This window comes from Devosia sp. Soil_C_22, from assembly GCF_057657195.1.
This window is the reverse complement of sequence record NZ_JBDGIY010000001.1, coordinates 23,379-42,903: the sequence shown is the minus strand read 5'-3', so window position 1 is coordinate 42,903 and position 19,525 is coordinate 23,379. Positions and strand designations below refer to the sequence as shown.

At 64.0% G+C, this 19,525-nt stretch carries 14 protein-coding genes; 6 read left to right on the top strand and 8 right to left on the bottom strand.

What is annotated here, in order from left to right; all coding sequences use genetic code 11:
* Positions 1 to 3 precede the first annotated feature (3 nt).
* From AC3A6I_RS00155 to AC3A6I_RS00145, 3 genes are all read right to left on the bottom strand, one after another.
* On the bottom strand, positions 4 to 1,269 hold the full coding sequence (locus AC3A6I_RS00155) for a cytochrome P450 (RefSeq protein ID WP_487540979.1): 1,266 nt from the start codon (positions 1,267 to 1,269) through the stop codon (positions 4 to 6).
* A gap of 31 nt (positions 1,270 to 1,300) precedes the next feature.
* Positions 1,301 to 1,546, bottom strand: a complete 246-nt coding sequence (locus AC3A6I_RS00150) for an acyl carrier protein (RefSeq protein ID WP_487540978.1) — start codon at positions 1,544 to 1,546, stop codon at positions 1,301 to 1,303.
* A gap of 73 nt (positions 1,547 to 1,619) precedes the next feature.
* Positions 1,620 to 2,357: an outer membrane protein gene (locus AC3A6I_RS00145; protein ID WP_487540977.1), complete on the bottom strand. Its 738-nt coding sequence runs from the start codon at positions 2,355 to 2,357 to the stop codon at positions 1,620 to 1,622.
* A gap of 180 nt (positions 2,358 to 2,537) precedes the next feature.
* On the opposite strand from AC3A6I_RS00145, the gene AC3A6I_RS00140 reads away from it, so the two are divergent.
* Positions 2,538 to 4,142 carry an AMP-binding protein gene (locus AC3A6I_RS00140; RefSeq protein ID WP_487540976.1) on the top strand — a complete coding sequence of 535 codons (1,605 nt, stop codon included), beginning with the start codon at positions 2,538 to 2,540 and terminating at the stop codon, positions 4,140 to 4,142.
* A 55-nt stretch (positions 4,143 to 4,197) separates the two neighbouring features.
* Here the strand turns inward: AC3A6I_RS00140 and AC3A6I_RS00135 are convergent, their stop codons facing one another.
* The 4 genes from AC3A6I_RS00135 to AC3A6I_RS00120 form a co-directional block, all read right to left on the bottom strand.
* The gene (locus tag AC3A6I_RS00135) at positions 4,198 to 4,710 is read right to left on the bottom strand and encodes an invasion associated locus B family protein (protein ID WP_487540975.1); all 513 of its coding nucleotides are present in this window, start codon (positions 4,708 to 4,710) and stop codon (positions 4,198 to 4,200) included.
* 11 nt (positions 4,711 to 4,721) lie between these two features.
* Complete coding sequence (locus AC3A6I_RS00130; protein ID WP_487544957.1) at positions 4,722 to 6,461, bottom strand: autotransporter family protein; 1,740 nt, start codon at positions 6,459 to 6,461, stop codon at positions 4,722 to 4,724.
* Between the two features lie 2,884 nt (positions 6,462 to 9,345).
* Positions 9,346 to 10,779 carry a hypothetical protein gene (locus AC3A6I_RS00125; RefSeq protein ID WP_487540974.1) on the bottom strand — a complete coding sequence of 478 codons (1,434 nt, stop codon included), beginning with the start codon at positions 10,777 to 10,779 and terminating at the stop codon, positions 9,346 to 9,348.
* 417 nt (positions 10,780 to 11,196) lie between these two features.
* Positions 11,197 to 11,910, bottom strand: coding sequence for a response regulator transcription factor (locus AC3A6I_RS00120; RefSeq protein ID WP_487540973.1), 714 nt, complete (start codon positions 11,908 to 11,910; stop codon positions 11,197 to 11,199).
* 123 nt (positions 11,911 to 12,033) lie between these two features.
* Between AC3A6I_RS00120 and AC3A6I_RS00115 the strand changes: the two genes are divergently transcribed.
* Entirely contained in the window at positions 12,034 to 14,016 is a 1,983-nt protein-coding gene (locus AC3A6I_RS00115) for a sensor histidine kinase (RefSeq protein WP_487540972.1), read from the top strand.
* Positions 14,017 to 14,122: 106 nt separating this feature from the next.
* Here the strand turns inward: AC3A6I_RS00115 and AC3A6I_RS00110 are convergent, their stop codons facing one another.
* Positions 14,123 to 15,265, bottom strand: coding sequence for a Gfo/Idh/MocA family protein (locus AC3A6I_RS00110; RefSeq protein WP_487540971.1), 1,143 nt, complete (start codon positions 15,263 to 15,265; stop codon positions 14,123 to 14,125).
* A 163-nt stretch (positions 15,266 to 15,428) separates the two neighbouring features.
* Between AC3A6I_RS00110 and AC3A6I_RS00105 the strand changes: the two genes are divergently transcribed.
* From AC3A6I_RS00105 to AC3A6I_RS00090, 4 genes are all read left to right on the top strand, one after another.
* Positions 15,429 to 16,145, top strand: coding sequence for a GntR family transcriptional regulator (locus AC3A6I_RS00105; RefSeq protein ID WP_487540970.1), 717 nt, complete (start codon positions 15,429 to 15,431; stop codon positions 16,143 to 16,145).
* A 294-nt stretch (positions 16,146 to 16,439) separates the two neighbouring features.
* Positions 16,440 to 17,672: an ABC transporter substrate-binding protein gene (locus AC3A6I_RS00100; RefSeq protein ID WP_487540969.1), complete on the top strand. Its 1,233-nt coding sequence runs from the start codon at positions 16,440 to 16,442 to the stop codon at positions 17,670 to 17,672.
* A 96-nt stretch (positions 17,673 to 17,768) separates the two neighbouring features.
* Entirely contained in the window at positions 17,769 to 18,695 is a 927-nt protein-coding gene (locus tag AC3A6I_RS00095) for a carbohydrate ABC transporter permease (RefSeq protein WP_487540968.1), read from the top strand.
* Positions 18,688 to 19,509, top strand: coding sequence for a carbohydrate ABC transporter permease (locus AC3A6I_RS00090; RefSeq protein ID WP_487540967.1), 822 nt, complete (start codon positions 18,688 to 18,690; stop codon positions 19,507 to 19,509). Before AC3A6I_RS00095 ends, AC3A6I_RS00090 begins: the two co-directional genes overlap by 8 nt.
* Positions 19,510 to 19,525: the final 16 nt, after the last annotated feature.

Sequence of the window (19,525 nt, the reverse complement as noted above, 5' to 3'; positions counted from 1 at the left end):
TCTTCAAAGCCGGATTGCCCGCACCGGGTGGCCATTGCGGGGGTTGAGGCTGAAGCACCAGAGAAAGTCGGGCGACGCCGTCGAAGTCAGCTCGAACCGCGCCCGGTCGAGGAAGACCGCCAGCGCGGTGATGACCTCGGTGGTGGCAAAATGCCGGCCGCTGCACATGCGCGGGCCGAGCGAGAAGGTCATCGTCTCGCCGCGACCGGCGCCGGCTGGCGGTTCGATCTCGATGCGCCAGGGGTCCGGCCGGACCGCCCGATCGTGGTTGAGGCCAACCAGCGAAATGAACATGGTGTCGCCCTGAGCAACCGGGCGATCGCTGATCCTGTCTTCGCCGAGCGCGCGGATCGCGGTGACCGGAGCCGGTGGGAACATTCGCAGCGCATCGGCGACGAAGCCGCGGAAGCGGTGCAGCTGCTGCAATCCGGCGAGGTTGGGGTTGGAGGACCGCCAGAAGGACTGCACGTCGGCGCGCAACTCTTCCTGCAGTTCCGGCTCGCGCGCCAGCAGGTAGCAGCCCCACCCGATCGCCGCGGCCGAGGTTTCCGAGCCGGCCGTCAGCAGCATCAGGATCTCATGCTCGAGCCGAAAGGTCGGATCGACCGCCTCGTGCTGCAGCAGGTCCCACAGCACCGGATCGTCGGCGGTGATGGTCGGCCGTATCGAACTCAGCCGCTCCATGATGAAGCGTCGGGTGGCAAAGAAATCGCTCGTGCGCTCCCGGCTCATCGGCAACCGCGTCCCGGTGGGATCGAACGCGTAGCCGGCGGTCGAAAAGGAATAGTCGACGGCATATTGCAGGACCTGCGAAATCTCCTCGTAGGTGGTGAAGCCGAAATCGGCCCAGGTCCGGCCGAGCAGGGTTTCGACCATCACGCCGCTGGTGACGAGGCGAAACAGCCCGTCATCCATGCGCTGCCCGCCGGCCTCGCTCTGCTCGAGCAAGGCGGCGATGCCGTGTTTGCCATGTTTGCTACCCAACGCGAACAGCCGCTCCAGGTCGCATTTGGCGATATGGCGCTGAGTGAGCTTGCGGCGCGATTCCCACGCCTCGCCATTCTCCGTCAGCCGCGACGGTCCGATTGCCTGGCTCAGCCAGGCGATGGATTTCTCGTAGTTGGCGACATTGGTGCGCAGCAGGTGCTCGGCGTCGCCGGCATGCTGGATGACGACGTAGCGCTGCCCCCCCAACGCGATCTCGACGTTGCGACCGCTCTGCTCGTCGGCCAGGCGATAGAGCAGGTTGGCGATCTCGGAGCCGATCAATCCCCGCTCCCCCCTAGCCGCGGTAGCCGGCTCACGCGGCCGACTGCTGCTTCATGTCTCGCAGGAGGTCGGCGAGGTCGGCGACGGTGCGGACCTCCAGCAACTTGACCGGATCGGGCTCGCGCCCGGCGAGATTTTCGAGCTCGAGGATCAGGCCTTCGAAGGAGAGGCTGTCCATGCCCTTGAGCGAGCTGATCAGGTCGTCGTCCCCAATCGATGCGACAGGAATGAAGAAGGCGGTGGAGAGGACCTGCTTGACCGCTTCGATTTCGCTCATTCTCCGGCGTCTCCCAAAAGCCGTGGCGCCCCCCGCTCGGAGAGGCGCCCAATGTTGCTGATGCCGTGCGAGCTCAGAACTTCAGGCTGATGCCGGCCCGGATATCGTGTGTCTTCAGATCGAGGGTACCGGCCGGATCGGCCGGGTTCATCGGATCACCGTCGATGTCGAGCGTGCCGAAATCGGAATAACGATATTCGACATGGCCGATGATGGTGTCGGTGAAAGCCTGCGCCACGCCAACGCCGGCGGTGTAGCCCTTGGCGTCGAAATTGCCGGCGGTGTTGGAAACGCCGACGATATTGGGGCCGTAGGAGTAATCATAGTCGGCGACGGCGAAGCCGCCCGTGACGTAGAACAGGGTCCGGTCCGCCGCATAGCCGAGGCGTCCGCGAATCGAGCCCATGGAATTGAGCGTCGAGGTGCCGGTGAAGCTCACGCCGACCGGGCCAGGACCATCCAGCGCCAGCTCGCCTTCAGCCTCCATCCACTGCCAGTCGCCCTCGAGGCCAAAGACGATGCCGTTGTCGAGGGCAAACAGGTAGCCCGCATGCACACCGAGGAAGCCGCCCGACGGATCGTAGGTCTTGGCGTAGGTGGCGGGCGTCGGGACAAGCGCCTCCTGCTCGAGGGCAGAATCACCGACGACAAGGCCGCCGCTGACGCCGGCATAAAAGCCGGTCCAGTCGTAGCTCGGATCGTAGGCGACTTCGGGAACGGTATCGACCGGATCATAGAGCACCAGATCAGCGGCAAGGGCAGACGTGCTCATCAAGGCGGTGATGCCCAGCACGGACGCGGCAAATCTCATTGAAATTCCCCCAAAAGTATAATCGACGCTCGGCCAGCATCAATGTCGTCGGGGATATAAGTGCGCAGTAGCCCGCATCGGCGTGCAACGGCTTGAAAATGCTTAAAATAAACCCAAACGTCCACCGCAAGCGTGGCCAGTTGAGTTTGTAGCGTGAAGCCGGAAGGAGAGACAATACCAATGAGTACTAGATCGCGCCTGGGCGGCTTTACGACATTAGTCGAAGCGCTGCAGTTCGCAGCCCGCGGCGCCGGGGAGATCGCCCTCTATTCGGCGCAGGGGACGCGCGAAGCGGGGCTCACCTATGCCGAGCTCGACGCGGCGGCGCGGCGTGCGGCGCTGCAGCTCTCGACGGCGGGGCTGCGGCCCGGCAGCCGGCTGGCGCTGGTGGCGACCACGGACATGGACTTCCTGACGGTGTTCTATGGTTGCCAGTATGCCTCCATCATTGCCTGCCCGGTACCGTTCCGGACCTTCGCTGCCGGCCGGGCGGCCTATGTCGAGCAGATCGGTCGCATGCTGCGCACCAGCGGCGTGGCGGCGATCGCGGCACCGGCTGCCATGCTCGGGCTGCTGGAAGGGGTCGAGGTGCGGCGACTGGCGACCGAGGAGATATTCGCCCAGCCGACGCGTGGCGACCTGGTGCCGTTCGAGGCGGGTGATCCGGCTTATGTCCAGTATTCGTCAGGCTCGACCTCGGACCCCAAGGGGGTACTGGTGACGCAACGCATGGTGGCGGCCAACGCCACCGGCATCCTCTCGCATGGGCTGCGGCTGCAGCCGGACGACCGGGCTTTCTCGTGGCTGCCGCTCTACCACGACATGGGGCTGGTCGGGTTCTCCATCGCGCCGATGTTCGGGCAATGCAGCGTCGACTACATCTCGCCCTCGACCTTTGCGCGCCGGCCGGCGCTGTGGCTGGAGCTGATGGCAAAGCTCGGCTCTACGATCTGCTATTCACCTTCGTTCGGCTACCGACTGGCGGCGCAACGCTATCGGCAGGGCGAGCAGCTGATTGACCTGTCGCGGCTGCGGGTGTGCGGTGTGGGGGGCGACATGGTGCGGGCCGAGGTGCTGGAGGAGTTCAGCGCTCAGCTGGCGCCGACGGGTTTCCGGGCCGAGGCGTTTCTCCCCAGCTATGGCATGGCAGAATCGACGCTCGCCATCTCGTTTGCCGATCCCGGGCGGCGGTTTGAGGCCTTGGCGTCGGATACGGGCCGGCGCTTCGTGGCATGCGGGCCGGCACTGCCGGGGCACGAGCTGGTGGTGGAGGGGCCCGACGGCGTCCGGCTGCCAGAGGGCGAGATCGGCCGGATCTGGATCCGCGGGCCGAGCGTGATGACGCATTATGCCGACGATCCGTCGGTATCGCCGCTGCGCGAGGACGGGTTCCTGGCTACCGGCGACCTCGGCTATGTGGCGAGCGGGGCGATCGTGGTGACGGGCCGGCACAAGGACCTGATCCTCCACAATGGCCGCAATGTCTGGCCACAGGATATCGAGTGGGCGGTCGAGCGGATCGCGCCGCTGAGACCGGGGGACGTCGCGGCCTTTGCGGTGGAGGATGCCGAGGCGGACCGTGCCGTGGTGCTGGTACAAACGGGATTGCGCGACGAGGCAGCGCGGGATGCGCTACGCACTCGGGTGAGCGGGGTAGTGGCGGAGACGGCGGGAATGAGCTGCGAGGTGCAGCTGGTGCCGCCGCATAGCCTGCCATTCACCTCCTCGGGCAAGCTGGCCCGGGCCAGGGCACGCGAGATCTTCTCGCGAGGCGGTTTCATCTGAAGGCACCCGGGACGAAAGGGCGGCCGGGCCAGTGCCGGTCATCGTGGCCGGCGTCTCAGTTGATACTGGTCAGCCGGTCCACGGCCGCGGTGAAGCCCGCCAGCGACACGGGGATGCCGAGCGCGTTGCGGCTTGCCGTTTCCATGCTCACCGTCAGGGTCGTGCCGCTCTTCAGCGCTGCGAGCAGTTCGGGGGACAGCGCGACGGTGGCAAGGGCACCGGCCTGGCTGCTGCTGGTGATCGGGGCCATCGCCTGGGCGCCGGCATCAATCTGGTAGGACACACCGGCCGGCAGGTAGAGACCATGTGGCAGCAACAGCCGCATGGTCATCTGGCCATCCATAGCCATCCGTTCGATGGTCACGACCATCACTACCGCGCCCGATCCCTGCTGGAGGAAACGCTGGGCGATCTGGCAGTTGAGCGGACCGCTCGCTGCATTGGAACTGGCACATTCGAGCGTCCAGGCGGCTGGCGGCGCGGCGGGAGCGGCTTCCTGGGCCACACCGCTGCCCGCCAGCAGGGACAAGGCCAAGCCGGCTGCCGCGGTACGAAACCTGGTGGTCATGCGAGCGCTTCCTACCACGTCACCCGAAGGCCCGCCTTGCCGCCCAGGCCATAGCTGTCGCCAAGATTCTCGAGACTGCTGCTGGCCGAGACCTGGCCGTAGACCGAGTATTTGTCGTCGTCCCAGTTGTAGGAACCGCCCACCCCGATCTCGCCCGCCAGGGCATCGTTCTCGGAAACCAGTTCGGTACCCGAGACATCCGTCGAAGTGCCGCCGAGGAACTCGTAGTGGAGATTGACGATACCGTGCACGGCAACGCGCTCGGTCCTGCCCGCCTCGTTGATCCAGCTGTCCTGATGCTCGATTGCGATGCCCAGCCGGGCGCGCAGGCTGTCCACACCGTCGGCCGAGACCGTGGCATCGAAGGGGTCGGTGAACATGTTGTAGCTGACATTGGAGTAGATCAGTTGCGCCTGCGGGATCACCGTCCAGTTCTCGGCAAGGCCGAGCCGCTGGCCGGCCTCGAGCGACAGTGCATAGCCGATGCCGCCATTGTCGCTGACCAGATTGCCGACCCAGTCCGAATTGAGGTCGCTGCTGTACCAGGCGAGCTGTGCCTGCCCGTCGAGATAGAAGCCGCTGGCGGCGTACCAGGTGCCGGTGACGCCAATGCCCCAGGTGTCGCTACCGATGCTGCCCGTACCGAATTCCGAGCTGATATCGGCAGAGCCGTGGCCGTAAAAGCCGGTGAGGCCAGCAACGAACTTGCCGTCCTCGCCCTCCGACACCACCCTGTCGATGCCGGCGCGCAGTTTCCAGATATTGAGGTCGTAGTCGGTGCCGCTGGTCGATAGATTCGGATTGAGCCGGGCGTGCGAAGCCTCGACAACGCCCCAGACACCATTTTCCTCGATCGTGAGCGGATCGCTGCCGTCTTCGGCCGCTACCGGTTCCTGAGCCTCGTTCCAGTAACGATTGCCGACGCGCTGCTGCAGGGTGGGCAGTTCGTTGAGGCCGAGCAGCACCTGGCCATAGCTCTCGTAGAGCGGCACGCCCGGCTGGAAGAGCGGATCCGACGGATCGGTCGGACCGCCCGGCGGCAGCAGTTGCGAACGCAGGTACCAGTCGCCGTCGGTCGGGTCGGTCACGCCGTTCTTCCACAGCGTGTACCCGTAGGCGCCCGCGATCACTGCCTGCTGACCCTCGATGACGTAGTCGCCAGCGAGCAGGAAGGCGCCATCGGAGGCGCCGATCACTTCGATGATCTTGATGCCCTCGACCGTCTGCGCACCGAGGCCGCCGACGTTATTTACCCGAACGAAGCTGCTGCCGGAGGTGTCGCCGTCGATGCGGAACCGGTCGGTGCGGGAGAGATCGTCACCCAGCGCCGTATCGAGCACGATCACGCCGTCGTCGCCGTGATAGTTCCTCACCGCGAGATTGTCGCCTGCATCGGCACCAATCGCGGTGGTCAGGGATATCGTGCCGGCGTTGGCAACATCGCCGTCGACGATGCTCGCCCCGGTGCCGATGCCGACCGTGGCGAGCGTCGTTCCGGCCGCCAGATCGACATTGCCAGCGAGAAAGAAGCTCTGCGAACTGATGTCGAGAAGCGATCCACTGGTGAGGAACACGCCGGTCGTCGCATTGCCCGGCGTGCCCACCTGGAGATAGCCACCGGTGATCGCCAGCTGGCTGTTGTCGAGGTTGAAGACCTCCCAGTTGGCAATATCGGTGCCTTCATGGGTGGCGTTGGTTGCATCGAACAGGTTCAGCGTATCGAAGCCGGCGTCACCGTCGAGGCTGGTCATGCCGGAGAGCCCGCCATGGAGGTCGAGCTGGTCGTCGCCCCCTCCGAGCCACACGCGGCCGTTGACCGTGGCCCCGGCCTCGACCACGACATGGCTGTCGCCGTCGACATTCATGATGGCGTTGCCACCGCCCGACCCGACAGTCGCTCCCTGTCTGACGTTGATCTGGGTAAAGACCTGGTAGGCGTTGGCCCAGATCCCCCAGTTGTCGGCGGCATTGCCACCCTGGATATCGCCGGTCACCGTGATGGTGATGTCGTCGGCGCCCGTGCTGGCCCAGGTGTTGTTGACGAAAATGCCGTTGCGACCGCCGCTGGCGTTGTTGACGGCGATGTCCATGGCGCCGGCTGGATTTGATCCCGCATCGACATAGACAGCGTCGCCAGCAGTGGACGTCGCTTTCGCCGTACCGGTCACGTCGACATCGACTGTGCCGGTACCGGTCCCGAACACGTAGACACCATAGTCTTCGCCGGTCGCATTGTTCGCGTTGATGACCAGCCCGTCGCCCGCGGCATTTGCCCGGATGCCGGCCTGCAGCCCCGCGCCACTACCGGTGGCGGTTGCATCGCCGCTCGAAATGATCTCGAGCTTGCCCTCGCCATTATGGTCCGCCCAGATGCCCGCCTGCAGACCCTGGGTGTCCCTGACGTCGATGGAAACTGCCCCGGAGCCGGCGAAGCTTTGCGTGTTGATACCCGCCACATTGATGCCGGTGACCGTGCCCGTCGCAACAACGTGGATATCGCCGGCGCCTTCGTTCCGCGCCTGGATACCACGGAAGTCGCCGGTGACGTCGACAACGTCGATATGGATATCGCCGCTGGGGGCGGCGCCGTTCTTGGTGACGGCAATGGCGTCCGCGGCGGTGTTGCCGGCAGCCGTCGCCACGACGGTTCCGGTCGTCGTCACGCGAACGTCGCCGCCGGTCTGATCCTCGATCCGAATGGCCGTATAGGCACCCTCGATATCGTTCACGTTGACGATGATATCGGCGTTGGCATCATCCGCAGGGTCCACTGGGCCGAAGGCAGTGATGTCGATACCGCTGTTCGTTTCCGACGTGATTTTTCCGGTAGAGGCGACATTCACCGCTCCGGTCGAGTTCTGGAGGACCTGTATGCCGATACTGGTGGCGGCAACATTATTGGTCGAGATATCGAGTGCCCCCCCGGCCGTGGAATCTTCGAAATAGATGCCAGTATCACCGCCCTCGACCAGACCGGTGGCGGTGATGCTCGCATCGCCGCTGCCCTGATGGTTGACGTCGATGCCGGCATCCGAGGCCCCGCTGACATCGACGACATCGATATCGACGCCTCCGGCGGAACCGGCTGCCGTGTCGATGTCCATACCCTTCTCATCGCCTTCGATCATGCCCGATGCCTTGATCGATACGAGCCCCATGCCCTCCTGCGAGACGGTGATGCCGTTGCGGCTGCCGCTGACGTCATTCACGTCGATCAGGACGCCGCCTGTGGCTGTGCCGTAGTTGCTGACGACCAGGCCGTCGTAGCTACCCGAGATTGACCCGCCAGTGATGGAGTCGCTCGACTCGATGGAGAGCGTGCCGCCCATGTTCTCGACCCACATGCCGATATAGGTCTGGCTCTCGACTCGGCTCAGGTCGAGGGTCGAACTGGAGATATCCGCGCCGGCTGCCAGATACAGACCATAGTTTCCGGCGCCGATCAGCGAGCCAGTCGATTTTACCTCGACCTCGCCGACGAGCCCGATGGCATTGAGGTCCAGCGCACGGCCATCCGCTCGAATCGTCGAGCCGAACTCATCGATGAACGTGAGGTCGCCGGTGCCCGAAGCGTTCACCGTAATACCGTAGTTGGGGCTGTCGAGCCCGAAGCCGTTCTCCGTCGTGATCGTCAGCGTTTGATCCGTGACGTCATACGACTGCTCGACGTCACCAGGCGCCGCCGGCAGCGTGCAGACCACGGTGGGGGCCGGACTGCAGTCGCCGGCAAAGGCTGCGAGTACCGAAAAGCTGAAGCCGCCGAGCACCGCGATGAAGGTCGCCGCAGCACCGAGTACGGTCGAAACGAGCCCGCTGCGCGGCGCAACGCCGCCGGCAATCCCGCGATGCTTCGCGATGCGCCCGCCGCGCAGCATCAGCCGACGCCATCCACCGTGTGCAGATCGCAGGCTGGAATCAAGGGCGGCGGGGATCGTGATAGGTCCGATAATTGTCATTTGATGCCTGCACGGTTGAAGACTGCGGGGACCTGCCAAGGGGTCTGGGAGCTGCGTCGAGCAGCAGGCGCGCGGCCCATTTACTGCGCGGCGACCTGAAACGGGTGAGGATCAGTGCGAAGGCCGCGAAGTAGCGCCTCAGCCGGTAGCCCACGGGGGGCGAGGAGGGACGCGAGCCCGCCCCGGCCTCGGCACTTGCGAGGTCGGGAGCCGCGGGGAGGCTCTGGCGTTTGCCGAACGCCTTATGCGGCGTCGCGCTGCTGAACTCCGGGAATGACAGCCTGCTCAGCCGCTCACCCCCTGCGCTCTCATCCAGCCGATTCCCCATCTCGGCGACGCCCCCACCTCCGGAAGATCTGGCTGCCAGTCTGCCAACGCGCGAACCGTTCCCATTCGCCCGCAACTGGACAGCAAATCCTCTCGCAGCATCGAAGCTAAGTCGTTGTCTGTCCTACGACAACGGCAGAATATATCACTTCCTGACACTTGATCGTACTTATGCGCTGTCTAGTAACGGAGACTACTGCATCAGTATAGCGATAATACTTATGATGCGTTTCTCCCTCGGCCTTGCGTTCTGCGCTTTGGCTGCGGCGTCGGACGAGAGGGCCGCACCAAGAAGAAAAGGAGGCGCGGGCGGGCGCCTCCTTTGAGAGTTTTGAGTGGTCGTAGCGACCGATCAGAACTGGCCGGTCAGGCCTATTGTCGCCTTGTACGACCAGGCGTCGCCAAAGGAGAGCACAGTACCGCCGGTAGCGTTGGCGCTGTTGTAGTCGGCGTCTGCGTCATCGTTGCCAGGGCCGTTGGCGGTGCCAGTGGCCCCATCTTCACCTACGAACCGAGCGGTCGCCACGCGCGACATGTACTCGGCTCCGATGCCGAAGTTGAGCTGCAGATTCTCTCCGATATCGGCCGAGAAAGTGCTGTCGGCCTGGATCGTGTAGGCGAAGCCTTCTTCCGCATCGAGGTCGAAATTGCTCTGAACACTGGCCCCGTCGGTCGGCGTCCCGTACAGGTTGCCCCCGGAGATAGACGCGTCCGTCTCCGATTCATACGAAGTCGAAGCGTAGTAGGCGCCGCCACCAAGCCCCAGGGACAGCGTCGCGCCAGTCCAGAGTTCGACGTCGACATTGCCGCCGATCACCGCACCACCATAGTAGGTGTCGATATTCTCGACCGTGCTCATGTCGAAGGTCGGAAACTGGAAGTTGTTCGGCGCTTCGTAGTGCTGGTTCATCTGAACCGTGACGTCAGTGGTCGTCTCGGTGCCCAGGTAGCGGAAGCTGGGACCGACATACCCGGTAAAGGTCACGCCGCTGCCATCAGGCACGGTCGACTGGGAGAAGGTGATGTCACCACCGGCATAGGTCAGGTTCTGGGTGACGTCGGTCCAGATCTCGGTCCCTGCCAGCTCACCCGCGCCAAGGAAAATCACGCCATCCTTGGTCGCCAGCACGCCAAAGGCATAGGTCTGGTAGTCCGCAGCAGCACCGGCGTACGAGAAGCCATCGGCACCGGCATTGACTTGATAGTACGGCCCCCCAATCGGAGCCGTAGCAGCGCCCGGAACCCCAACCGAGTTTGCCGTATCCACCGGCGTGACGACAGAGGTGGCGTCACCCCAATCGGTGATGTTCGTACCCGTGGCCTGAATGTCCAGATCGATGGTGTCCAGATCGATAGTGCCGGCGGGCAGCGAGGGGCCCCGAATGGCGAGATAGGTCTCGTCCTGCAGGGTGCGGGAATCGCTCTCGCTGCGCGTAGCCCAGGCGCCAAACGCCGAGAAGTTGACTGCGGCGCCATCGGCGTTGAGCGGCGCGCTCGCCTGCACACGCAGACCACCACCGAGTAGCACCTCGTCGAGACCGTCGAACAGCGTGGTCTCGTCCACCGCTTCCAGGGGCACGTCAAGAAGGCCATCGTTGATGACGCCGATGGTATCAGTATCGGGGAGGCCGAACACCCTCACGCCGCCGTCGATCGACAGCGAGAACATGGGCTCCTCGTCTTCGATCACAATGGGCTCGATCGGAGCGATAGCGTCCGCTGCCATCACGGAGGTCGAAAGCAGCAGCGCCGCGTTCAGACCCAACAAGAGCGTTTTCGGCCTCATGAGTTCATTTCCTTAAATTACCAACGTTCCGGATCATGGCCATCCCGTCCGCGCCGGGCCTGACGTGCGATTAGATCGGTTTCGTTTCGAGCCCCATCTGAACACAATCAGTATGTAACCCTCAGATTCACAACAACGTCAGTTTCTTTCGCTTCCTGTCACAATCTGTCGGTTCCCTTCACTTCCTCTCTACTTGATCGGATCGACGTTTAATGATCGAGTGATAATCCGGTATTGTGTTGCATATTTGCCCCGCAGCAATTGAGCAGCCGATCCCGCTCCCGCGACCAGCTCGGACCGCAAGCGGTAACGGAACGATGTGGCAGTGATGCGCGGTCACAACCCATCACGACGTCGCATCGGCGGACGGCGTGAGAATTGATTTGCCGCGCTCCCTGGAGCGCGGCCTGGTATCCGCTAGTCGGCGAACGCGAAGCCTTGGCCGCGAATGGCGTGAAGAGGGATTGGCATGCTGGACTTTTCGGCCCTTCGACGCAGCCGGCTCGCGATCGTGTCCAGATGGGCGTAGTTGAAGTCATAGACGTCAGCGCCCATGGCTTCGACAATGGAGCGCCGGTCAACGATCTTGCCGCGCTCGCTGAACAGCCGCCCCAGGAAACGCTGTTCCGAAGTGGTGAGGCGAAGCCGATGGCCCTTGCCGTCGGACAGCACCCAGCCGCCCTCCTCCAGCGTCCATCGCGGTGCGCTGGGCGGCTCGGGCGGATGCTCCCGCGTCAGACGCTGGTTGAGCGCCGCCACCGTCGCGGCCAGTTCTCGGACATCGACCGGCTTCACCAGATATGCGTCCGCACCTGTCTCCAGGCCCTTCACCCGGTCGTCGATCGAGCTCCGAGCCGTCGCCATGATGATGCCCACGGACCTGGAGGCGCGCAGATGAGCCGCGATCGAAAGCCCATCTTCGTCCTCGAGTCCAATGTCGAGGATAACGATGTCAGACGGCCTCGCCGCGTAGGCACGATAAAGCGCCGCGGCACTGTGGAAACCATGCACGTCGAGGCCCAACTTCGATAAGCCAAAAATCATTTCTTCGCGAAAATCGCTGTCGTCATCAACAAGATAGACCAGCGGCGACGTCGCACCGCCAGCTTGCTTAAATTCCTCTCCGAACATTAACCCCCACCTATGCCGCATAACCGATCCATTCGATTTCACCTAATGTTGGTCTTGTCCATTCTGTTCGGATGCGTAACGGCGCACAGCGCCCTTGCACTTTCGTTGCAGGAAAAAGATGCAGTGGAGGGTCCTGTCTCGCTCGGTGGTCATCTCGCCGTGCTGTATGATCCGAGTGGCGCGCTCACCATCGACGACGTTGCTGCCGCGGGTAACGCGGCGCAGTTCCGGCCTATCCCCGCCATGCTCACCGAGGGCTATCGGAGCGGTGCAATCTGGGTCCGCTTCTTCCTGTCCGCACCGCCCCCCGATGATGGGTGGCTGCTGCAGATCGAACGCCCGCTGATCGAACAGGTCACGGTCTATGTTCCCGATGGGACAGGGCAGTTCTCGACTGCGACACCGGGCCGGATCCACCGTGGAACCGGCGAGGGTGCCGATGCCTATCCCACCATCTTCCCCATCGCCGTGCCGCCGACCGAGGCCGCCTACTATGTCCGGCTCCAGTCATCGACCTCGATAACCACCTCGCTGAACGTATGGCAGCGAGAGGCCTATGCCGACTATCGCCGGCTGGACGACTGGATCATGGCCATGGTGGTCGGATCCATCTTCGTGATGATCTTCACCAACCTGCTCTACGCGGCCTGGCTGAAGGACTCGCTGTATGTCGTCTATACTGCGCTGCTCTTCATCTCGGGCCTGATCAGCCTGTTCCACATGGGCTATGCGTCGGAAGTTCTGCAATTCTGGGACGCTGCGACCATCCACCGCGCCTGGGGCATCATCGTATGCTTCTACAGCATCGTGATGATGCTGTTCCTCGATCGGTTGTTCGAGTTCCGCCGCAACTGGATCTGGGCGGCTCGTGCCTCCCAGCTGATCGTCGCGCTCAATGTTGTCTGCCTGGGATTTGCCCTCGTCGGGCGCTACGGCGACGTCGGCTTCTATGTGTCGCGGCTGCAGCAGCTGTCGCTGATCTTCATCGCCGCGTTCGTGCTCTACCTGCTCATCGTGCGGCGACAGTATCAGTATGTGCTGTCTGCGATCGCCTTTCTGGGCGTGATCGGCGTGCTGCTGGTGATGCAGATGATGTATACCGGCGCCAACCCCTTCCTGCTCGATGGCTCCCTGTCCCGCTTGCTGGCAGGCGGAACGGTCATCCACCTGATCCTGCTGAGCGCCGCCATCGCCTTGCGCGCACGCGCGGCCGAGGTCAGCCTGAGCCAGGAGAAGGACCGTACCATTGCCCTCTCCCGGTCGGCCGAGCAGGAGCTGACTCTCAAGGTGCATGAGCGAACGGCGGAGCTGGCGACGGCCAACGCCTCGCTCAAGGAAGAGATGGAGCAACGCCAACTGCTCGAGGTGAAGCTCAGGCAGTCGCTCGACTCGGTCAACGAAGCGCTCGCCCAGCAACGGAACCTCATCGCCTTCGTCTCGCATGAGTTTCGCGCCCCGCTGGCGGTCATCGATGCGGCCGCCGGCAACCTGTCGATGTCGGCGGCCGTGGGAACTCAGGATTTCAAGCTGCGGACCGCCAAGATTCGTCAGACGGTCAGCCGGATGACCATGCTGATTGACAACGTCCTCGTCGGGGAGCGTCTGGACGCCGGACACGCGGCGTTCAGCACAATAGAGACGCTCGACCTCAATGAGGTTCTCGATACCATCGAGGCAGGGCTGGATGGCGACGGCGCGGCACGCGTGAGCTTTGCTCACGGTGGGAAGGCGCCGGTGAAGGGCGACCGCACCCTACTCGAGATCATCGTACTGAACCTGCTTCAGAACGCCCTGAAATACTCACCGGCGCCCAACAAGGTGACAGTGCGGTTATCGGAGCAGGAAGGCACGGTGTTCGTCGACGTGACCGACCGGGGCTTCGGCATCCAGCCCGACGAGCGCGAGCTCATCTTCATGAAGTACTACCGGACGGCCGGCCAGCGCGTGAATGGCTCCGGGCTGGGCCTCTACATTGCCAGGGAGGTTGCCCGCCAACATGGCGGCGACCTCATCCTGGCCGCCAGCGACGACCGCGGCTCCACCTTCCGCCTCTCTCTCCCCAAAGCGGAGACCGCTGCTGCCGGACTGAGCCTCTCGTCTGAGTGAGCATGTCGTGACGGAAAGCACTCGCGGGGCACAATCCACAACGCCCACATGCGTGCAGCGGCGTTTCGGCGAACTGCCTGGTCGACGCATGTCGGCGCCGACAACACTACGCCTCGGCGCCGATTGACTGCCATCTGCCGCTCGAGGCAGACGCAAGTACCGCGTCGGTGACGGCGTCCGTAACGAGAGCGTCGTTGAAGTCGGGGACAATCCGCTCTCCGGTCTCCAGCCCGCGCAGGAAGTCGGCGAACTGGTGGACGAAGCTGTGTTCGTAGCCGATCTGCAGGCCCGGCACCCACCAGGCTTCCATATATGGATGGTCCCCGTCGGTCACATGGATCGAGCGCCAGCCGCGGGTCGTGCCCTCGTCGGCGCTGTCGAAATAGCTCAGGCGATGCAGGTCATGCAGGTCCCAGGCGAGGGAACCCCGCTCGCCGTTGATCTCGAAGGTGAATTGCGCCTTGTGGCCACGCGCGTAGCGGGTCGCTTCGAAGGTCGCGAGCGATCCATTCTCGAAGCGGGCAAGGAAGGCGCTGGCGTCGTCGATGGTCACCGGCTGGCGGGTGTTGGACTCGACATGCGTGCGCTCCTTGATGAACGTCTCGGTCATGCCGCAGACCTGCGTGATCGGCCCATTGAGCCACATCGCGGTGTCGACGCAATGGGCCAGCAGATCGCCGGTCACGCCACTGCCGGCGGCGGCGGCATCGAGGCGCCAGGTGGCGTTGCCGCCCTGCGGCAGGTCGGACGATATGGTCCAGTCCTGCAGGAATTTCGAGCGGTAGTGGAAGATGCGGCCGAGCACACCCGACTCGACCATGCGCTTGGCGAGGGTCACCGCCGGAATGCGGCGGTAATTGTACCAGACCATGCTGGCGACGCCGGCCTCCACCACTGCGCCTGCCATACGCTGCGACTGCTGCAGCGACGTGCCGAGCGGCTTTTCGCAACTCACCATCTTGCCGGCCTGCGCCGCCGCTATGGCAATCTCGGCATGCAGATGGTTGGGCGTCGCGATGTCGATCAGGTCGATGTCCTCGCGTTCCACGAGCTTGCGCCAGTCGGTCTCGAAGCTTTCGTAACCCCATGTCCGCGCAAAGTTTTCGGTGCTCTCGGGATTGCGGGCGCAGACCGCAGCCAGTTCCACCGCGGTGTTGCCGGGAAAGAAGACCGGCGCCTGCCGGAAGGCATTGCTGTGCGTGCGCCCCATGAAGCCGGTGCCCACCAGTCCAACTCTCAAACGACGCATCCATACCTCCCGTGAGCGCTCTTGCCTGCTTATTATATTAGTGTAATAACGCGCAAGCGGAGCGTTGGCTTTTTGTGCTTCCTCCGTGCCACCCTACCGGGCACACCAGAGGTGCGGTAGGGGGAGCAATGGCTGAGGGGCGGGGCAAAGGTCTGTACGGCCGATGAATGACAAGGCAAGCCTGACCGAGTTTCTGCGGGGCGTAACCCTGAATCGCGGCATGCCGCTGCGCGACCAGATCTATCTGCTGGTGCGCCGGGCCATCGTCACCGGCAAGCTGGCGCCGGGTTCTCCCGTCAACGAGATCGAGATCGCCGAACGCCTCGGCACGTCGCGCACACCGGTGCGCGAAGCGGTCAAGAAGGTCGAGGACGAGGGACTCATCGACGTGCGGGCGCAGGCCGGCACGTTCGTGACGCCGATCAGCAGCGCGCAGGTCCGCGAGGCCTATATCATCCGCACGGCGCTCGAGCGCGAAAGCACCCGCCTCGCCGCCGAGGTCATCACCGACGACCAGGTCCAGCGCCTCTACGACAACATCGACATCCATGCGCTGTCGCTCAGGCGGGCGCGCTTCGAGGAAGCCATCGACCACGACGATACCTTCCACCGGCTCATCGCCGAGGTGAACGGCTATCGCATGCTGTGGCGGGTGGTCGACATGAGCAAGGCGCAGATGGATCGCTGCCGGCTGCTGTCGCTGCCTTCCCCCGGAGCCGGAGAGACGACGATCGCCCAGCATCGCGCCGTCGTCGAGGCGCTGGCAGCACGCGATCCCGAGGCAGCCGACCGGGCCATCACAGCCCATCTGGCGACGTCGCTGGACAACACGGTCAACCTGCTCAGGCGCATCGAGGCGAACAAGGTGCTGGCCTCGTGAACGGTTGACGGGGACGAGTCTGCCATCGCGCGGTCACAACGACAGTCCGCGCCGTGCTCCTGGCGTCCATAGAACGCGACCAGCCGGCCACGCTGGCGGCGCGCGCTAGTAAGTCTTTGTATATCATCGTCTTTTCTCGCCAGTAGCGCGACTACCAACCAACGTCTGATTGACTCATTGCACTAATATAACGTAGCGTCCGGCAATGCTGCTCGATGAAGGCGGCGCCCCGTTCACAATGCCGGATCACACACCGAGGAGGTCGGTCGGTCCGGCGCCAAGGGAGGAAATCGCATGACAATGTATCATCTGGCCGGCGCTGCGCTGGCAGCGCTGGGACTCGGCCTGGGCGCCGCTCAGGCGCAGCCGATCGAGCTCACTTTCGCCAATGCGCTGTCGCTGCCGCAGGTCGAGCCCTATCAGAAGGCCGTCGACGAGTTCAACGCCGCCAATCCCGATATCAAGGTGACGATGATCAACGCGCCGTGGTCGGAATACTGGCAGCAGCGCCAGGTCGACACCGCCTCGGGCAAGCTTCCCGACGTCTGGCTGTTCGTCCCGGGCTTCGGGGCCCAGTGGCTCTATGGCGACCAGCTGCTGCCGCTCAACTCCTACACCGATGCCGACCCCACTATCGATCTGGCCGACGCCAACCAGACGATGCTGAAATATCTGACATTGAACGACAAGCTCTACGGCATCGGCTACGACTTCAACGGCCAGGTGATCTACTACAACCCCGAGCTGTTCGATGAAGCCGGCGTGCCTCACCCCGCTGAGGGCTGGACCACGGACGACCTCAACGCAGCCGCCCGCACGATCAGCGAAAAGCTGAGCACGGGCAGCCGGAAGGTCTGGGGCCTTGCCGGGGGCGGTACCGATTGGGTGCTTGAGGGCTGGTATCGCGGCTTCGGCTCGCGGATGATCACCGACGACGGCAAGTATGGCGCCAACAACGAGGGCGGCATTCAGGCGATCCAGTTCTTCGCCGACCTTATCCATGACGGCTTCATGCCGATCCCCGATCCCAAGGATCCCAACGGCCAGGCGCAGTCGCTGTTCATCGGTGGCAATGCCGCCATGATCCTGGGCGTCGGCCATACCACCTACATCCTCGACGACGCCGGCGTCGACTTCAACATTGCCCGCCTGCCCGCTGGTCCGGTGGCGCAGGTCGGTACCGGTCTCGGTGGCGCCTACGTGATCACTGCCAGCACCCCGCATCCCGATGCCGCCTACAAGTTCCTGTCCTACATCACCAGCGGCCCGGTTCTGGCCAAGGTGGTCACCACCGGTGTGCCGGCGCGCAATTCGGCCTGGGGCCAGCTCTCGGACCACATGACCGAGTTCGCCGAGAAGGTGCAGGGCTTCGAGCCGTTCAACGCGGTCAAGGGCTCGTTCCAGGTGATGGATATCCAGAAGCGCATCATGAGCGAGGTCTGGAACGGTACCAAGGACGTGCCCACCGCCCAGGCCGAGATCGAGGCCGAGGCCAACGCCGCCCTCGCCGACGCCGCCGCGAACTGACGACTGCGAGATCGGTGCCGCCGCCCCCGGCGGCACCACGTCTTTCCAACTGGCTGCCTTGCGCGGCGACCCTTCGGGCAGAAGGTCATTGATCCAATGGCAGTAGCTTCAACAGCAGAGGAGGCCTCGAGCCTCTCGTCGTCCGGCGCGCGCCGCCGTCCCATCCGGGAGGAAATCGCCGCCTGGCTGTTTCTCCTGCCCTCGGTCATCCCCTTCCTGATCTTCACGCTCGTTCCGGCGGTCGCGACCTTCGCGCTGAGCTTTTATCGCTGGGACTTCATCTCGGCCCCGCGATTCGTCGGCCTCGCCAACTGGGTCAGCCTGTTTTCCGGCGGACCGGCGGGCAAAAGCGTGGTCACCACGCTGATCCTCGGCGTCATCACCGTGCCGATCTCGATGGCGATGGGCTTGGCCCTGGCCATTGCGCTCGACCGCATGCCGTTTGCGAAGCTGTTGTTCCGCTCGATCTTCTTCATGCCGATCGTGACCTCGCTGGTGGCGATTTCCTTCGTCTTCGGCAACATGTTCGCCACCGAGACGGGGCTCATCAACTACGTCATCGGCCTCTTCGGCCTGCCCTCGGTGGCGTGGCTCACCTATTCCACGCAGGCGATGATCTCGGTCAGCATCATGATGATCTGGTCGATGACCGGCTTGTGCATGCTCATCTACCTGGCCGGTCTGCAGCAGATCGATCACTCGCTGATCGAGGCCGCGCAGCTCGACGGCGCCAGCCGCTGGCAGCTCTTCTTCCACGTCGTGCGCCCGCTGCTGTTCCGCTCCACCGTCTTTCTCGCCATCACCCAGACCATCCACGCGCTGCAGACCTTCGAGGCGGTGTTCGTGCTGACCGATGGCGGTCCGGGCGACGCCACCACCACTATCGGCATGTACATCTACAAGGCCACCTTCCGGCGCTTCGAGGTCGGCAGCGGGGCAACCGCGTCGATGGCGCTTTTCGCCCTGATGCTGGTGGTGACCATCATCCAGCTGCGCGCCCAGAGGAGGATGGATCATGTCTAGGAAGAAGTCCGTCGAGCTGCTGCGCTACGCCTTCACCATCGTCCTCGCCGCGATATTCCTGCTGCCCTTCGTGTGGATGGCCTCGCAGTCCATCAAGGGGCTGGGCGACTACTACCGGCTGCCGCCCGAACTCATTCCCGATCGCATCCGCTGGGACAACTACACCAAGATCATCGCCAACTATCCGATCATACCGGCGGCGATTAACAGCCTGATCGTCGCCGTGGCAGTGACGCTGATCCAGCTGGTCACGGCCTCGATGGCCGGCTTTGCCTTCGCGACGCTGCGCTTCCGCGGCAGCCGCTTCACCTTTCTGGCACTGCTGACCCAGACCATGCTGCCGGTGGCGGTGGTGCTCGTGCCGATGTTCCAGGTGGTGCAGTATCTGGGGCTGGTGGGGTCGCTCTGGGGCATGATCCTGCCCTTCGCCTTCACCGCCTACGGCACCTTCTTGCTGACCCAGTATTTCAAGGGCGTGCCGCGCGAGATCTTCGAGGCGGCGCGGGTCGATGGCGCGTCCTATTTCCGCATCTGGTGGCAGGTCTACCTGCCGCTCGCCCCGGCCGGGCTCGCAACGCTCGGGGCGCTCTGCTTCGTCTTCTACTGGAACAGCCTGCTCTGGCCGCTGCTGGTCTCGGGCGGCTCCGCCAACCAGACGCTGCCGGTGCTGCTGGCGCAGATGATCGGCATCAGCGCCTCGAGCCCGCAGCTGGTCATGGCCGGCGCAGCCATCGCCGTCTTCGTGCCGCTCGTCCTGTTCCTGGCGCTGCAGCGCTTCTTTGTGGCCGGGGTCACCTCCGGCAGCGTGAAATAGCCGCCCGGCGACGGTC

Coding starts and splice junctions, on each gene's coding strand:
- AC3A6I_RS00150 (WP_487540978.1), bottom strand. CDS start 1,546: ATGAGCGAAATCGAAGCGGTCAAGCAGGTCCTCTCCACCGCCTTCTTC.
- AC3A6I_RS00145 (WP_487540977.1), bottom strand. CDS start 2,357: ATGAGATTTGCCGCGTCCGTGCTGGGCATCACCGCCTTGATGAGCACG.
- AC3A6I_RS00140 (WP_487540976.1), top strand. CDS start 2,538: ATGAGTACTAGATCGCGCCTGGGCGGCTTTACGACATTAGTCGAAGCG.
- AC3A6I_RS00135 (WP_487540975.1), bottom strand. CDS start 4,710: ATGACCACCAGGTTTCGTACCGCGGCAGCCGGCTTGGCCTTGTCCCTG.
- AC3A6I_RS00130 (WP_487544957.1), bottom strand. CDS start 6,461: ATGACCAGCCTCGACGGTGACGCCGGCTTCGATACGCTGAACCTGTTC.
- AC3A6I_RS00125 (WP_487540974.1), bottom strand. CDS start 10,779: ATGAGGCCGAAAACGCTCTTGTTGGGTCTGAACGCGGCGCTGCTGCTT.
- AC3A6I_RS00120 (WP_487540973.1), bottom strand. CDS start 11,910: ATGTTCGGAGAGGAATTTAAGCAAGCTGGCGGTGCGACGTCGCCGCTG.
- AC3A6I_RS00110 (WP_487540971.1), bottom strand. CDS start 15,265: ATGCGTCGTTTGAGAGTTGGACTGGTGGGCACCGGCTTCATGGGGCGC.
- AC3A6I_RS00105 (WP_487540970.1), top strand. CDS start 15,429: ATGAATGACAAGGCAAGCCTGACCGAGTTTCTGCGGGGCGTAACCCTG.
- AC3A6I_RS00100 (WP_487540969.1), top strand. CDS start 16,440: ATGACAATGTATCATCTGGCCGGCGCTGCGCTGGCAGCGCTGGGACTC.
- AC3A6I_RS00095 (WP_487540968.1), top strand. CDS start 17,769: ATGGCAGTAGCTTCAACAGCAGAGGAGGCCTCGAGCCTCTCGTCGTCC.
- AC3A6I_RS00090 (WP_487540967.1), top strand. CDS start 18,688: ATGTCTAGGAAGAAGTCCGTCGAGCTGCTGCGCTACGCCTTCACCATC.